The sequence below is a fragment of the Streptomyces sp. NPDC048479 genome (genome assembly GCF_040651435.1).
Classification (GTDB): Bacteria; Actinomycetota; Actinomycetes; order Streptomycetales; family Streptomycetaceae; genus Streptomyces.
Genome location: NZ_JBEZKA010000005.1, coordinates 241,068 through 253,742, shown reverse-complemented (window position 1 = coordinate 253,742; position 12,675 = coordinate 241,068). Strand labels below are relative to the sequence as shown.

Genomic DNA, 12,675 nt, shown 5'->3' with positions numbered 1-12,675 from the left:
GTCCTCGGTGTGGTCGTCGAGAGGGATAAAGCTGTATTGAATTGCAGCAGATCAGAGCCTACCGGCGCTGCTCGTCCCACAGCCAACCCGTATACGGTACGGGGCACACTCGGCCGGTCGGCATCACGCGACATACAAGGAGAAAACCCGGTGGTCAGCAGCGATCAGCGGCGGCGTCAGCTCGCCAGGGAGAAGTTCGAGCGCCAGCAGCAGCGTCGGCAGAAGTCCCGGAAGGCGAAGCAGCGGAATACGATCATCGCGGCTGCGGTCGTGTTGGTGCTCGCCGGGGGCGCCGCGTACGCCTCGGTCGGCCTCTCCGACGGGGACACCAAGGTCAAGGAATCGGCGGACGACAGTCAGTCCCCCAGCGCCACCCCGTCCAAGAGCGAGAGCACCAGCCCCGAGCCCGCCATGGCGATCGACAAAGCGGCGAAGTACTCGATGTCGCTCAAGACGAACGAGGGCGACATCAAGATCACGATGGACGCGGCGAAGACCCCGCACACCGCGAACTCCTTCAAGTCCCTCGCGGACAAGGGGTACTTCAACGGTACGAAGTGTCACCGGCTGACCACGCAGGGCATTTTCGTGCTGCAGTGCGGCGACCCGAAGGGCGACGGCACGGGCGGGCCCGGCTACACGATCCCCGACGAGAATCTGACCGCGCTGGGTAAGGCGGCCGCCGACGGCACGGTGACGTATCCGGCCGGGACGGTGGCGATGGCCAATACCGGCCAGCCGCACTCCGGAGGCAGTCAGTTCTTCCTCGTCTACAAGGAGACAAAGCTGCCGCCCAGCTACACGCCGTTCGGAATGATGGACGACGCGGGCCTGAAGGTCGTCCAGGGCGTGGCGAAGGCCGGAGTCGCAGGCGGGGCCCAGGACGGCGGCCCGAAGAAGGCCGTCACCATCGAGAAGGCGGCTGTCACGAAGGTGTGAGCCGGGCAATTTCGGCCGCGCTGAGTGCGGACAGCCGGGCGGCCGGTCGCCTAGATTGGCGTTGTGCAGGGCGGGCGAGCAGCCCGCCCCCAGGAAACTGTGGACGATGCCCGGGGGCAACACCCTCTTGCGGGCATCAGGTGGAGGAGGCGCTGTGAGCAGCGACCCGTGGGGCCGTGTCGATGAGACGGGCACCGTGTACGTGCGTACTGCCGATGGCGAGCAGGTCGTCGGATCGTGGCAGGCGGGCACTCCCGAGGAGGCCCTGGCCTACTTCGAGCGCAAGTACGAGGGCTTGGTGGTCGAGATCGGCCTCCTCGAGCGGCGGGTGAAGACCACCGATCTCTCGGCCAAGGACGCCCAGACCGCCATCGATCATCTGCGTCAGCAGGTGGACGAGCATCACGCCGTGGGTGACCTCGGCGCGCTGCGTGTCCGCCTCGACGCTCTCGTCGCGACGGTGGACAAGCGCCGCGAGGAGCGCAAGGTCCAGAAGGCGAAGCAGAACGACGAGGCGCGGCACTCCAAGGAGGCGCTGGTCGCCGAGGCCGAGGAGCTGGCGCAGAGCGAGCAGTGGCGCTCGGCGGGCGAGCGGCTGCGCGCGCTGGTGGACACCTGGAAGGGCCTTCCCCGGCTCGACCGGAAGTCCGACGATGAGCTGTGGCACCGTTTCTCGCACGCGCGCTCCGCGTTCTCCAAGCGCCGCAAGGCGCACTTCGCCTCGCTGGACGCGCAGCGCGAGGAGGCCCGTAAGGCCAAGGAGAAGCTGGTCGCCGAGGCCGAGTCGCTCTCCGGCTCGACCGACTGGGGTGTGACGGCCGCCCGCTACCGCGAGCTGATGGCGGAGTGGAAGGCAGCGGGCCGCGCCCAGCGCGAGGCCGAGGACGACCTGTGGAACCGTTTCCGCGGCGCCCAGGACGTCTTCTTCGCTGCCCGCAGCGGGGTCTTCGCCGAGCGGGACGCCGAGCAGGGCGAGAACCTCAAGCTCAAGGAGGAGCTCGCCGTCGAGGCCGAGAAGCTGATGCCGGTGACGGACCTCAAGGCCGCGCGTGCCGCCTTCCGGTCCATCAACGAGCGCTGGGAGGCCATCGGCCACGTACCGCGTGACGCCCGGCCCAAGGTCGAGGGCCGGATGCACGCGGTGGAGCGTGCCCTGCAGGAGTCCGAGGAGAACGAGTGGCGCCGGACGAACCCTGAGGCGCGTGCGCGTGCCGCGGGTCTGACGGGTCAGCTCCAGGCGGCCGTGGACAAGCTGCGCGGGCAGATCGACGCGGCGCGCGCGGCGGGCAACAACACCAAGGCCGACAAGCTCGCCAAGGAGCTCGAGGGCCGGCAGGCCCTGCTCGACCAGGCCCTGAAGGGCCTGGAGGAGTTCGGCGGCTGAGAGGCCCCGCAGGCGGCCCCGGTACGGGATGCGTACCGGGGCCGCCTCATGTCCGGCTGGGGGCTGCGGCCACTGCCCGGCTACGGCCTGCGGTTCATGACCCGCTACTGCGGGCCGAGGTCACCCGGTACACGTCGTAGACGCCCTCCACGCCCCGTACCGCCTTCAGTACGTGCCCGAGGTGCTTCGGGTCGCCCATCTCGAAGGTGAAGCGCGAGGTGGCCACCCGGTCGCGGGAGGTCTGGACGGCCGCAGACAGGATGTTGACGTGCTGGTCCGACAGGACGCGGGTGACGTCCGAGAGAAGCCTGGACCGGTCGAGCGCCTCGACCTGGATGGCGACCAGGAAGACGGACGACTGGGTCGGGGCCCATTCGACCTCGAGGATGCGCTCCGGCTGCTGCGAGAGCGAGTCGACGTTGACGCAGTCGGCCCGGTGAACCGATACGCCGGAGCCGCGCGTGACGAAGCCGATGATGGGGTCGCCGGGGACGGGCGTACAACAGCGGGCGAGCTTGACCCAGACATCCTCGACGCCCTTGACGACCACGCCGGGGTCGGCGTTGGCGCGGCGCTTGCTGCGGCCGCCGTGCGTGGGCGGTGTGCTCTCGGCGATGTCCTCGCTCGCGGCCTCCTCGCCGCCGAGGGCCTGCACCAGCTTCTGTACGACGCCCTGCGCGGCCACATGCCCCTCGCCGATCGCCGCGTACAGGGACGAGATGTCCGGGTAGCGCATCTCGTGCGCCAGTGTGACGAGCGAGTCGCCGGTGAGAATGCGCTGGATCGGCAGGTTCTGCTTGCGCATGGCCCGCACGATGGCGTCCTTGCCGTGCTCGATGGCCTCGTCGCGACGCTCCTTGGAGAACCACGCGCGGATCTTGTTGCGCGCCCTGGGCGACTTGACGAAGCCCAGCCAGTCGCGGGAGGGTCCGGCGCCTTCGGCCTTGGAGGTGAAGACCTCCACCAGGTCGCCGTTGTCGAGGGTCGATTCGAGCGGGACGAGCCGTCCGTTGACCCGCGCCCCTATGGTCCGGTGGCCGACCTCGGTGTGTACGGCGTACGCGAAGTCGACGGGCGTGGCGCCGGCCGGCAGCGCTATGACGTCGCCCTTCGGCGTGAAGACGAAGACCTCGTTGCGGGAGAGGTCGAAGCGCAGGGACTCAAGGAACTCGCTGGGGTCCTCGGTCTCCTTCTGCCAGTCGAGGAGCTGGCGCAGCCACGCCATGTCGTTGATGTTGTCGTCCTTGCCGGCCTTCTTCGGTACGTCGGAACGCACCTTGGAGGCACCGGCGGAGGGCTCCTGCTTGTACTTCCAGTGCGCCGCGATGCCGTACTCGGCACGGCGGTGCATGTCGAAGGTACGGATCTGCAGCTCGACGGGCTTGCCGTTGGGGCCGATCACCGTGGTGTGCAGCGACTGGTACATGTTGAACTTGGGCATCGCGATGTAGTCCTTGAACCGGCCGGGGACCGGGTTCCATCGCGCATGGACGGTGCCGAGTGCGGCGTAGCAGTCGCGGACGCTGTCGACGAGGACGCGGATGCCCACCAAGTCGTAGATCTCCGCGAAGTCACGGCCGCGGACGATCATCTTCTGGTAGACGCTGTAGTAGTGCTTCGGCCTGCCTGTGACGGTCGCCTTGATGCGGGCGGCGCGCAGATCGGACTGGACCTCGTCGGTCACTATGGCGAGGTACTCGTCACGCTTGGGCGCGCGTTCGGCGACGAGCCGCACGATCTCGTCGTACATCTTGGGGTAGAGGATCGCGAAGGCGAGGTCCTCCAGCTCCCACTTGATGGTGTTCATGCCCAGGCGGTGGGCCAGGGGCGCGTAGATCTCAAGGGTCTCGCGGGCCTTCTTCTCCTGCTTCTCCCGCTTGAGATAGCGCATGGTGCGCATGTTGTGCAGCCGGTCGGCGAGCTTGATGACCAGGACGCGCGGGTCCTTGGCCATGGCGACGACCATCTTGCGTACGGTCTCGGCCTGCGCGGCCTCGCCGAACTTCACCTTGTCGAGCTTGGTGACGCCGTCGACGAGGAGGGCGACCTGGTCGCCGAAGTCGCGGCGCAGGGTGTCGAGGCCGTACTCGGTGTCCTCGACGGTGTCGTGCAGCAGCCCGGCCATCAGGGTCGCCGGGTCCATGCCGAGTTCGGCGAGGATGGTGGTGACGGCGAGCGGGTGCGTGATGTACGGGTCACCGCTCTTGCGCTTCTGGCCGCGGTGCCAGCGCTCGGCCACCTGGTAGGCACGCTCGACCTGGCGGAGCGTGGAGGTCTCGATCTTGGGGTCGTTGCTGCGCACTATCCGCAGCAGCGGTTCCAGGACGGGGTTGTACGGCGAGGAGCGCTGCACGCCCAGGCGGGCGAGGCGGGCGCGTACGCGGTTCGAGGAGCCGCCGGTCCGGGGCACGGCGGCGGGCGTGGGCTTGGCCGCTGGTGTGGACTTGCCCGCAGGCGTGGGCCTGACGGCGGGCATGGACTTGTCCGTAGGCGTGGACTTGGCGCCAGAGACCGGGGCCGCACCGTTCGCACGCTCGGGCACTGCCGGCCTTGACGTCTCCGCCGGCTTCTTCTCGGGCGTGACAGGGGCTGCCGCGGCCTTTTCGGCCTGCTGGTCGGGCTGCGCGGCGGCGGGCTGGGCCTCGTCTGGCAAGAGCGCTCCTCGTGCGGTTCCGGGTCCCCCGGTCAGGCCCGGAGAGGCCATGGTATCGACCCAGGAGTCACGGTGCTCACGAGGCTGAAGGTCCGCACTTGACGGAAGAGGGCATCCGGATGCCCGCCGTCTGCCCTTCGTCACTTCCTGTCTCCACGCTGTTGCAGCGAGGAGCCGAGCACGCCGACCGGCGGACAGAACAGTGGGCGCCCCGGGAAAATCCCGGGGCGCCCACTGCCGAAGCAAAGCGTTGCGTTGCGTTGCGTTGCGTCAGATCGTGATCAGAGTCTCCAGCGGAGCCCCGCGCAGCGCCGGCTCCAGGCGGGCCCGGCCGGCGAGGAAACCGAGCTCCATCAGGACCGCGACGCCCGCCACGTCGGCGCCGGCCCGGCGGATCAGCTCCAGCGAGGCCTCGGCCGTGCCGCCGGTGGCGAGGACATCGTCGATGACCATGACACGGTCGCCGGACTGAAGGTCCTCGGCATGCACCTCGATCTCGGCAGTGCCGTACTCCAGCTCGTACGCCTGGGAGAGCGTCGCTCCGGGGAGCTTGCCCGCCTTGCGTACGGGAATGAACCCGAGCCCGGCGCGGACCGCGACCGGCGCGGCCAGGATGAAGCCGCGCGCCTCCAGACCAACGATCTTCGTGGCCCCGTGACGTACACAGAGCCCGGCGAGCGCGTCGGTCATGGCGGTGAAGGCCTCGGGATCCGCGAGCAGAGGCGTGATGTCCTTGAACATCACCCCCGGCTTCGGATAGTCGGGGACATCACGGATACGGCTGAGCAGGAACTCCTGCGTACCGACGGTCATCGGCGCTTGCCCGAAGGACGGCCGCGGCCCCGGTTGCGCGGGCCCACCACGGCACCCGCCGCAGCGGTGCCGCCGACCACCTCGTTCTGCGGCTCGCCCGACTCGTCGTCGGAGTCCTCCGCCGACTCACCCCTGGCCGCGGCCTGCGCGCGCTTGGCGAGCACCCGCTTCTTCAGCGCCTTCATCTGGGGCTCGCGCTCCTTGAGGTCGGCGACGAGCGGCGTGGCGATGAAGATCGAGGAGTACGCACCTGCGGCGAGGCCGACGAACAGCGACAGCGAGATGTCGTTGAGCATGCCCGCGCCGAGGAAGCCGCCACCGATGAAGAGCAGGCCGGCCACCGGCAGCAGCGCGACGATGGTGGTGTTGATGGAACGCACCAGCGTGCCGTTGAGGCTGCGGTTGGCGATCTCGCTGTAGGTGTAGCGGGTCTGCTTGGTGATGTCCTTCGACCCCTCCTTGAGACCGTCGAAGACGACGACGGTGTCGTAGAGGGAGTAACCGAGGATGGTCAGCAGACCGATCACAGTGCCCGGCGTGACCTCGAAGCCGACGAGCGCGTACACACCGATGGTGATCGTGAGGTCGTGGATCAGCGCGATCAGGGCGGCGATGGCCATCCGCCACTCGAAGGCGATCGCGAGATAGATCACCACCAGGAGCATGAAGACCGCGAGACCGGTCCATGCCTTGTTGGCGATCTGCTCACCCCAGCTGGGGCCGACGATCTCGGCGTTGATCTTGTCCTTCGGGATGTTCAGCTTGTCGGAAAGCGTCTCGTTGACCTTGTTGGCCTGGGCCTGGTCGAGCTCGCTGACCTGGATCCGCAGCCCGCCGTTGCCGAGCTTCTGGACGATCGCCTCATGGCCCGAGATCTCCTTGGCGTAGGACTGGGCCTTGCTGACGGAGACGCTCGTGCTCGGGGTGGTGAAGACGGCGCCACCCTTGAACTCGATGCCAAGGTTGAGGCCCCGCACCGCCAGGCCGACGATCGCCGTGATGGTGATCAGGATCGAGATCCCGTACCAGATCTTCCGCTTGGCGACGAAGTCATAGCCGACCTCGCCGCGGTAGAGCCGGGCGCCGAGGCTGCCGAGTCGCGACATCTCACGCCTCCTTCGGGTCGGTGGGGACAGAGCCGCGGCGGGAGCGGCGCAGCGGGGGCTTGGCGCCGAGCCGCTTCGGGTCCAGACCGGACCACGGGTGACCGCTCGCGAAGAACTTCCTGCGGGCGAGGAGCGTCATGACCGGCTTGGTGAAGAGGAACACCACGACCACGTCGAGCACGGTGGTCAGACCGAGCGTGAACGCGAAGCCCTGGACCTTGCCGACGGTGACGATGAAAAGCACCGCGGCGGCGAGGAACGACACGAAGTCGGAGACCAGGATGGTGCGCCGGGCACGCGGCCAGGCACGCTCGACGGCGGGCCGGAGCGTACGGCCCTCGCGGATCTCGTCCCGGATGCGTTCGAAGTACACGATGAACGAGTCCGCGGTGATACCGATCGCAACGATCGCACCACACACCGCGGGCAGATTCAGGGCGAAGCCGATGCCGGGGCCGAGCAGAGCCATGATCGTGTACGTCAGGATCGCCGAGACGATGAGGCTGAGGATCGCGATCATAGCCAGGCCGCGGTAGTACGCCACCAGGTAGATGATGACCAGCGCGAGGCCGATCGCACCGGCGATGAGGCCGGCCTGCAGCTGCTCGCCGCCCAGCGCCGCGGTGACGGTCTGGACGCTCTGCTCCTGGAAGGAGAGCGGGAGCGCACCGTACGACAGGATGTTGCCCAGGTCCTGTGCGGACTGCTGGGTGAAGCTGCCGGAGATCTCGGCGTTGGCGCTCAGTGTCTGGCGCACCGAGGGCGCCGAGACGACCTCACCGTCCAGGACGATGGCGAACTGGTTCATCGGGGGCTGCTGCTGCGACAGCCGGCTCGTGATCTTCTGGAACTTCTTGGAGCCGGCGTCGGTGAAGTCCATCTGCACGATCCACTGACCGGTCCGCTGGTCGATCGTCGCCCTGGCGTCGTCGACGTCCTTGCCGTTGACTTCGGCCGGGCCCAGCAGGTACTTCTCCCACACGCCTTCGGAGTTCTTGCCACAGCCGACCGTCGGAGCGGTGGGCAGGACGTTGTCGCCGGCCGCGACGCGGGCCTTCTCCTTCGTGCAGTCGAGAGCCAGGAACTGCTTCTGCAGCTTGTCGGCGCCCGCCGCGGCACCCGAGGGGGTGGGCTTCGGCGTCTCGGCGGTCTTGGGCTTGCCGGCGTCCGAGGGGTTCGGAGTCGGGGTCGCGGCCTTCAGTGCGTCGGTGACGGCACGGCCCTGCGTGGTCGCAGTGGCCGAGGGCGTGGCGGAGGCCGGCGGGTTGACCGTCTCCTTGTTGCCGGCCTTGTCCTTGCCGTCCTTTGCCTTGCCGGACGGCGAGGCGCTCGGGGTGGGCTGCGGAGCCGTGGGGGTCCCGGCGGCGACGGTCAGCACCGGCCGGAAGTAGAGCTGGGCGGTGGTGCCGACCTGCTCACGGGCCTGCTGAGAATTCGTCCCCTTGGGGATGTTGACGATGATGTTCTTCTGGCCCTGGGTCTGAACCTCGGCCTCGGTGACGCCCAGACCATTGACACGGCGCTCGATGATGCCGACCGCGGTGTTCATGTTGGTCTCGTTGATGGCGTTCTTGTTGCCGACGGTGTTCTTCGCCTCGAGCGTGATGGACGTACCGCCCGCCAGGTCGATACCCAGACGCGGTGTGAGCTGACCCGCCAGGAACATTCCGCCTGTGAGCGCGACCATGGCGATCAGAATCAAGGCCAGGGCACGCCCCGGCTTGCTCTGAGCCCCCGCGGGCCTTCGGCCCCTATTCGGTGCTGCCACCTTCTCGTTTCTCCCTGTCCAACCGTCCCGTGCCGGGTGTGCGCCGGGGCGGCCACGAAGTGTTGTGGGGACCTGCCCGCGCAGAAGTCAGCACGGCCCGGGGACCGCCGGACGCCGGTGGGCGCCGCCGCGGTCCCCGATCGTGACTACTTCGCGTCGGTCTCGCCCTCGGCCTTGCCGTCCTTCGGCGTGGCATCGTCCTTCGGCGTGACCTCGTCGTCCTTCGGCGTGACGTCGTCCTTCGCCTCGATCTCGTCCGCCTCGGGCTTCTTGCCGAGGTCGATCTTGGCAGCGTCCGACGAGTCGGAGTCCGCGGCGTCGGAGTCCGTGGTCTGAGTCAGCGAGGAAGCGTCGTCCGGCACGATCGGGCCGTCGACCTTGAGGTCGCCGTCGCCGTGCACGATGCGGTTGTACTCCTCGTCGTCGAGGACCGCGCCGATGGCGTTCTTGGCGTAGATGGCGTGGACGCCGGGGGCCACCTCGAGGAGGACCGTGTCGTCGTGCAGTTCCTTGACGGTGGCGTACATGCCCCCGATCGTCCGGACACCGGTACCGGGCTGCATTTCGTTGCGCATCTGCGCAGCCGCCTGCTGCTTCTTCTTGGCGGACCGGGTCATCAGGAACATGGCCCCGATGAGCACGATGAAGGGGAGGAGGGTCACGAGACTCACGGGACGGAACTTCCTTCGCACGACCGCGCTGGTGAGGCGGCCTTATCTACGGGGGTGGGCACGCCGACCTGGAAGGGCGGCATCGGCGGAGTCTAAGCGAGTCCGCATCGATGGAACAACGCCCAGCATCCCACCCTGGTTCCTGGCCGTGCGAGTCTCCGCGCCGTCACGCCCTGAACAGCCCCGGTTGTCCGCTTGCGCCCGGCGCCTGCTGCGGTGGTACGAGGCCGAGATGCGCCCATGCCGCAGGGGTGGCGACCCGTCCGCGGGGGGTCCGGGCAAGGAGCCCCTCCCGTACCAGGAAGGGCTCGGCCACCTCCTCGACCGTCTCGCGCTCCTCCCCCACGGCCACCGCGAGCGTCGACAGACCCACCGGGCCGCCGCCGAAGAGCTTGAGCAGCGCCTGGAGCACGGCACGGTCGAGGCGGTCGAGTCCGCGGGCGTCGACCTCGTACACCCGCAGGGCCGCGGCGGCCACCTCGCGGGTGATCCGGCCGTCCACCTTGACCTGGGCGTAGTCACGGACGCGGCGCAGCAGCCGGTTGGCGATACGGGGCGTGCCGCGGGAGCGGCCTGCGATCTCGGCGGCGCCGTCGGCCTCTATGTCGACATCGAGAAGCTGGGCGGAGCGGTGGATGACTCGCTCCAGCTCGGCGGGGTCGTAGAACTCCATGTGGGCGGTGAAGCCGAAGCGGTCGCGCAGCGGGGGCGGCAGCAGCCCGGCCCGCGTGGTGGCACCGACCAGGGTGAAGGGCGGGAGCTCGATCGGGATGGCGGTGGCTCCCGGGCCCTTCCCGACGATCACATCGACCCGGAAGTCCTCCATGGCCATGTAGAGCAGCTCTTCGGCCGGCCGCGACATCCGGTGGATCTCGTCGAGGAAGAGAACCTCGCCCTCCTGGAGGGAGGAGAGGATCGCGGCCAGATCGCCGGCGTGCTGGATGGCTGGGCCCGAGGTGATCCGGATCGGGGCGTTCATCTCGGCCGCGATGATCATGGAGAGGGTGGTCTTGCCGAGTCCGGGGGCGCCGGAGAGCAGGACATGGTCTGCGGTGGCGCCGCGTGCGAGGGCCGCTTTCAGGACAAGGTCCAGCTGCTCGCGGACGCGCTCCTGGCCGACGAACTCGGCCAGCGACTTCGGCCGCAGCGCTGCCTCGACGGCCTGGTCCTCGCCGTCGGCGGATGCGCCGACGAGCCGCTCGGTCGCGGTGTCGTCGGTCGGCGGTGCGGTGTCGTCCCAGTTCACAGTGGTAGGCCTCGTGGGGTCAGCGGGTGCGGTTCAGGGTCTGCAGGGCGGCCTTCAGCAGCTGGCCGACCTGGGGTGTGCCGCCCGCGGCGACGGCGGCCTCGGCCTGCGGCGTGACGGCGGCAACCGCCTCGTCGGCCTCCCGGGTGGCATAGCCGAGGCCGATCAGCGCGCCGTGCAGCTGGTCGCGCCAGGCCATCGGGGCCGCGGCGGCGGTGCTCACGCCCTGCCTGCCGATATGCGCGCCGACCGGCTCGCCGAGGCGGTCCTTCAGCTCGAGCAGCAGCTTCTGTGCGCCCTTCTTGCCGATGCCCGGGACAGCGATGAGTGCCTTCTCGTCGCCGGTCGCCACGGCGATACGCAGGGCGTCCGGGGTGTGCACCGCGAGCATCGCCTGGGCCAGGCGTGGGCCGACACCGCTCGCGGTCTGCAGCAGCTCGAAGACCTGGCGCTCGTCGTCGTCCACGAAGCCGTAGAGCGTGAGCGAGTCCTCCCGTACGACGAGGGAGGTGGCGAGCTTGGCCTCCTTGCCGATGCGCAGCTCGGAGAGGGTGTTCGGCGTGCACTGGACTGCCATGCCGATACCGCCGACCTCGATGACCGCGGTGGTGGGGGCGAGGGCGGCGACCGGGCCGCTCACAAAGGCGATCATGCGGTACGGCCTTTCGATGCGTGCAGAGCGACGGCTTGCTGGAGGCGATTCTGCGCGGGTCCGCGCCAGATGTGGCAGATGGCGAGAGCGAGGGCGTCGGCGGCGTCGGCGGGCCTGGGCGGGGCGTCGAGCCGCAGCAGCCGTGTCACCATCGCTCCGACCTGCGCCTTGTCGGCCCGGCCGCTGCCGGTGACGGCCGCCTTGACCTCACTGGGTGTGTGCAGGGCGACGGGGATGCCGCGGCGGGCGGCGCAGAGCATGGCGATCGCGCTGGCCTGTGCGGTGCCCATGACCGTACGGACGTTGTGCTGGCTGAACACCCGCTCGACGGCGACGAATTCGGGGCGGTGCTCGTCCAGCCACTGCTCGATGCCCTGCTCGATGCCGACCAGTCGCCTGCCGAGCTCGGCGTCCGCGGGCGTACGCACGACTCCGACGCCGAGCATCGTCAAGGGGCGGCCCGCGACGCCTTCGACCACACCGATGCCGCACCGGGTCAGCCCCGGGTCCACGCCCAGTACCCGCACGCTGCCCCTCCCCTCACACTTTCGACCATGTGTTCCTGCGTTGCTGCAGGCTATCCGCTCGTACTGACAACGGGCCGACAACGAGGACGGGCCGACAGGGGCGTGTCCCTGTCGGCCCGTCCTCGTACGCGTAGTTGAGCGTCCGTCAGGCGTCGACCTTCTCCATGACCTCGTCCGAGACATCGAAGTTGGCGAAGACGTTCTGTACGTCGTCGCTGTCCTCGAGCGCGTCGATCAGCTTGAAGATCTTGCGCGCGCCCTCTTCGTCGAGCTCGACCTGCATGGTCGGCAGGAAGTTGGCCTCGGCGGAGTCGTAGTCGATGCCCGCCTCCTGGAGCGCGGTGCGGACCGCGACCATGTCGGTGGCCTCGCTGACGACCTCGTACGACTCACCGAGGTCATTGACCTCTTCGGCGCCGGCGTCCAGGACCGCGCCCAGGACGTCGTCCTCGCTCAGCTCACCCTTGGGGACGATCACGACGCCCTTGCGGTTGAAGAGGTACGAGACGGAGCCCGGGTCGGCCATCGAGCCGCCGTTGCGCGTCATCGCGACGCGTACGTCGGAGGCGGCGCGGTTGCGGTTGTCGGTGAGGCACTCGATGAGCACCGCGACGCCGTTCGGGCCGTAGCCCTCGTACATGATCGTCTGGTAGTCGACGCCGCCCGCCTCGAGACCGCCGCCACGCTTGACCGCGGAGTCGATGTTCTTGTTCGGGACGGAGCTCTTCTTCGCCTTCTGGATGGCGTCGACGAGCGTCGGGTTGCCCTCGGGGTCGACTCCGCCGGTGCGGGCCGCGACCTCGATGTTCTTGATCAGCTTCGCGAAGAGCTTGCCGCGCTTGGCGTCAATCACGGCCTTCTTGTGCTTCGTCGTAGCCCATTTAGAGTGGCCGGACATCTGCCTGTCTCCTTCGCG

General features: G+C 68.8%; 11 protein-coding genes. 2 read left to right on the top strand and 9 right to left on the bottom strand.

All coding sequences use genetic code 11. The annotated features are described in order from the left end of the window. Positions 1-150 precede the first annotated feature (150 nt). Positions 151-939: a peptidylprolyl isomerase gene (locus AB0D12_RS10770; protein ID WP_362679404.1), complete on the top strand. Its 789-nt coding sequence runs from the start codon at positions 151-153 to the stop codon at positions 937-939. A gap of 154 nt (positions 940-1,093) precedes the next feature. After that, the gene (locus AB0D12_RS10765; protein WP_327322305.1) at positions 1,094-2,323 is read left to right on the top strand and encodes a DUF349 domain-containing protein; all 1,230 of its coding nucleotides are present in this window, start codon (positions 1,094-1,096) and stop codon (positions 2,321-2,323) included. 94 nt (positions 2,324-2,417) lie between these two features. Here the strand turns inward: AB0D12_RS10765 and AB0D12_RS10760 are convergent, their stop codons facing one another. The 9 genes from AB0D12_RS10760 to AB0D12_RS10720 form a co-directional block, all read right to left on the bottom strand. Then, entirely contained in the window at positions 2,418-4,976 is a 2,559-nt protein-coding gene (locus AB0D12_RS10760; protein ID WP_362679401.1) for a RelA/SpoT family protein, read from the bottom strand. A gap of 270 nt (positions 4,977-5,246) precedes the next feature. Further along, positions 5,247-5,789, bottom strand: coding sequence for an adenine phosphoribosyltransferase (locus AB0D12_RS10755; protein ID WP_362679398.1), 543 nt, complete (start codon positions 5,787-5,789; stop codon positions 5,247-5,249). Next, a complete protein-coding gene (secF, locus tag AB0D12_RS10750; RefSeq protein ID WP_362679396.1) occupies positions 5,786-6,895 on the bottom strand; it encodes a protein translocase subunit SecF in 1,110 nt (369 codons plus the stop codon). Before secF ends, AB0D12_RS10755 begins: the two co-directional genes overlap by 4 nt. 1 nt (position 6,896) lies before the next feature. Then, complete coding sequence (gene secD, locus AB0D12_RS10745) at positions 6,897-8,663, bottom strand: protein translocase subunit SecD (RefSeq protein ID WP_362679393.1); 1,767 nt, start codon at positions 8,661-8,663, stop codon at positions 6,897-6,899. 146 nt (positions 8,664-8,809) lie between these two features. After that, positions 8,810-9,334: a preprotein translocase subunit YajC gene (gene yajC / locus AB0D12_RS10740; protein ID WP_362679391.1), complete on the bottom strand. Its 525-nt coding sequence runs from the start codon at positions 9,332-9,334 to the stop codon at positions 8,810-8,812. 166 nt (positions 9,335-9,500) lie between these two features. After that, positions 9,501-10,580, bottom strand: coding sequence for a Holliday junction branch migration DNA helicase RuvB (gene ruvB / locus AB0D12_RS10735; RefSeq protein WP_327322311.1), 1,080 nt, complete (start codon positions 10,578-10,580; stop codon positions 9,501-9,503). Positions 10,581-10,599: 19 nt separating this feature from the next. Then, positions 10,600-11,232 carry a Holliday junction branch migration protein RuvA gene (gene ruvA / locus AB0D12_RS10730; protein ID WP_362679388.1) on the bottom strand — a complete coding sequence of 211 codons (633 nt, stop codon included), beginning with the start codon at positions 11,230-11,232 and terminating at the stop codon, positions 10,600-10,602. Beyond that, complete coding sequence (gene ruvC, locus AB0D12_RS10725; protein ID WP_362679385.1) at positions 11,229-11,759, bottom strand: crossover junction endodeoxyribonuclease RuvC; 531 nt, start codon at positions 11,757-11,759, stop codon at positions 11,229-11,231. The genes ruvA and ruvC overlap by 4 nt, the downstream gene beginning before the upstream one ends. 145 nt (positions 11,760-11,904) lie before the next feature. Further along, entirely contained in the window at positions 11,905-12,657 is a 753-nt protein-coding gene (locus AB0D12_RS10720) for a YebC/PmpR family DNA-binding transcriptional regulator (RefSeq protein ID WP_327322314.1), read from the bottom strand. Between the last annotated feature and the right edge of the window lie 18 nt (positions 12,658-12,675).

Excerpts from the sequence above, each read along its gene's own strand:
- secF (WP_362679396.1), bottom strand. The coding sequence starts at position 6,895 with ATGTCGCGACTCGGCAGCCTCGGCGCCCGGCTCTACCGCGGCGAGGTC.
- AB0D12_RS10720 (WP_327322314.1), bottom strand. The coding sequence starts at position 12,657 with ATGTCCGGCCACTCTAAATGGGCTACGACGAAGCACAAGAAGGCCGTG.
- ruvA (WP_362679388.1), bottom strand. The coding sequence starts at position 11,232 with ATGATCGCCTTTGTGAGCGGCCCGGTCGCCGCCCTCGCCCCCACCACC.
- AB0D12_RS10755 (WP_362679398.1), bottom strand. The coding sequence starts at position 5,789 with ATGACCGTCGGTACGCAGGAGTTCCTGCTCAGCCGTATCCGTGATGTC.